The following is a 2942-nucleotide window of genomic DNA, read 5'->3' as shown; positions in this document are numbered from 1 at the left end:
ACAATTCTTTATTACTTTTATACCCTTTAAAAAAAGAAGATGAGCCGCACCCATGCAACAAAGATATTGATGGTTCTTGTTATATTCTTGTCACAGCCTGCTGTATGGGCGCAGGAGTCAGCCGGAGAAAATACAGAAGATGCATCATGGGCTGTTTCCGCCGAATGGTGGAATTATCATTCCTTTAGCCAGCAAAAACCCGCTACTCCGATAAAAGCCGGGTATCCGGTAATTGAATCCCAATCTTTTGCCCTGGGCATATCACATCGCATCAACAGACCTAAAGCCCTTCATAATGTTAAAATGACTGTAAGTCTTCCCTCTTCACTCGATTCGGATAACGGGAAAGACAGAAATCATTTGCTTCAACGGAAGAGTCAAACCTATTTTCGTTCCGGACTGGATTACCATCTGATATTCCCTTTTTTTCAATGGAAAGGACTCAGTGCAAACCATGGACTAACCAGCGGGTTGCTCTATGAAAACCGGGAACTGCATTATCTTTCAGGCAGGATGGAAAGAACAGAAGATATCAACCTATATATCGGACCAGCCTTACAACTCAATTACGATCTGTTACCAAACTGGATCATCGAAGGCAGCTTCGACGCACGGTTTTACTTGCCCTATAGCAACTATGGTAAATTACAAACTTACGATGTAAACGGTGAATCTGTTCTATCCTCAGGTTATAGCGGGTTCTACTATCAAACCCTCTTTAAGCTGGGTGTATCGTGGCAATTGCCTGAAAAAGGCACCCTCCGGTTGGGAGCTGTCAAGAACGACCTTATAGGTTTTGCCAGTCCGAAGCCTGCATTTTATGCAAACAGGGTAATGCACTTTAAGCTGGACCGACTGTTTCATTACTATATCATGTACCGTTTTTAATTCAATATCATGGAAACAGGCAAGACAAAACACCCCTTCCGTATAAAAAGCAAGATACCCCGTTTGGGTTTTCATATCCGGAGCATTGCTCTCCTGGTCCTTATAGGTTTATCGTCCTGCACCGATTTTTTCGTTGATGTCAGTCTCCAGAAAGAATGGGAAGAGATGGAATCCGAAAATATCGTGATACATTACCGGCCTGAAGGATTCTCCGCTTCACCTTCACCGGATGAAAATGCCGTTCAGACCATGCTGGAGAATCAAAATTACTATTACCATGCCATACAGGACAGCATTCAAAGATCATTCAGCGATAAGGTGCTGATCTATATTTACAACAAAGATGAAGGAAAAAGCCTGATAGGTACAGACGGAGGCGGACATGCCATACCCAAGCTGAATAGTTTCTATTATACCTATCTTCCTGACAGGCGGAAATTAACAGACCAGTATCAAAAGAAAAACCCGCCGCTGGGGGCTCACGAACTGGTTCATGTCATAACGCATCGTACTTTGGGCTATCCACCTACCAAAATGATGAGTGAAGGGTATGCCGTATGGCTCGACGGAGATTACGGCGGTTATGCAATTGACGATATCATCCGGAAATACAGAGACGATCAGCCGGACAAAATCATGAAAACCAGCGAACTGCTCAAGGAAAGCACCAATGAGGAATCCGTTTATTATCCCAATGCCGGGGTGTTTGTACGTTATCTGGTCCGCACCTATGGCGTTGAAAAAGTCAACCAATTATTTGTTAGCGATGAAGATGCATTCCAAAAAGATTTTGAGAAAATTACCGGCGACAAATGGAAAACAATGGCTGATGAATATACCGGATACATCAATAACCTTTAACCCGAATAAGTCAAGAATTATTCCTGAAGGATATATCGATTAGAATTTATTATATTTAACGGCTGAATTGAAAAAATAAAACACGATGAAAAGTCTTTCAATAATCTTTTATATCGCATTGATGGTATGGCTGCCCCTGATATCAGCCGGCAATTCCCATATGTCCGAGTCAACAACTATATTGGTGGTTACCGGAGGCCATGCCTATGACACAACTGCCTTTGAAAACATGTTTGCCCAAAATGACAATCTGGATGTGGATATGCTCGGTCAGCCTGAGGCCAATGAGGCTATGGAGAATGGCAGGTTTAAAGAATACGATGCCGTGGTTTTCTACGATATGTGGCAGGATATTACTGATGATCAAAAAGAGGCTTTCGTAAATCTGACCAAACAGGGTATTGGTCTCGTATTTCTGCATCACTCACTGGTATCCTATCAGGAATGGGATGAATTTGAAAAAATCCTCGGTGGCCGCTATCTACAACAGGGTTACGTAGATGATGATCCGGCCCTGGCATCAGATTTCAAACATGATATCAAAATGGAAGTCTCGGTTTTGGATCCCGATCACCCGGTAACAAAAAACATGAATGATTTCACCATTTTAGACGAAGGGTATTCCAATCTAAGAGTGAGATCATTTGTGAATACCCTGCTTACCACAGATCATCCCCAATGTGCCGAAAAAGTAGCATGGACAAACAAGTACAACAATTCAAGGATCGTCTACCTTTTATTTGGCCACGATCATAAAGCTTATCAGGACAAAAATTTCCGCAGGCTTTTGTCCAATGCCATCGAATGGGTTGCTCGCAAACCACATTAGTTTAAGCTAGGTATGCTTTTTATGTTAAGGGGCGCTGCGATTTTGGGGAATAATTGATTGGTTGATTGGATGATTGATTGGTTGATTGGATGATTGATTGGTTGATTGGATGATTGATTGGTTGATTGGTTGATTGATTGATTGATTGGATGAAAAAGACCGACGATACGACAACAGGATGGCATGACAGCACGAAAGAACGACCGGAACGACAGCATGCAAGAGCGAAAAAACAAAATAAATATAGATAGAAAGGTTGGAGGCATCTAAGGGCGAGTAAATACTGAAGCAAAGCACAATTTGAAACCATGAAGCTTATAGCGATTTGAATTGTTATACTTCATGCTTCTGTTATTGCAACAGC

3 protein-coding genes are annotated in these 2942 nt (G+C 42.0%); all 3 read left to right on the top strand.

From position 1 onward, the window contains the following. Positions 1-39: 39 nt before the first annotated feature. Positions 40-888 carry a hypothetical protein gene (locus KGY70_20240; protein MBS3777534.1) on the top strand — a complete coding sequence of 283 codons (849 nt, stop codon included), beginning with the start codon at positions 40-42 and terminating at the stop codon, positions 886-888. A gap of 9 nt (positions 889-897) precedes the next feature. Further along, the gene (locus KGY70_20235) at positions 898-1749 is read left to right on the top strand and encodes a hypothetical protein (GenBank protein ID MBS3777533.1); all 852 of its coding nucleotides are present in this window, start codon (positions 898-900) and stop codon (positions 1747-1749) included. A gap of 85 nt (positions 1750-1834) precedes the next feature. Further along, a complete protein-coding gene (locus KGY70_20230; protein ID MBS3777532.1) occupies positions 1835-2578 on the top strand; it encodes a ThuA domain-containing protein in 744 nt (247 codons plus the stop codon). Positions 2579-2942 lie beyond the last annotated feature (364 nt).

This window comes from Bacteroidales bacterium (assembly GCA_018334875.1).
GTDB lineage: Bacteria > Bacteroidota > Bacteroidia > Bacteroidales > UBA12077 > JAGXLC01.
This window is presented reverse-complemented; position numbering and strand designations above follow the sequence as displayed.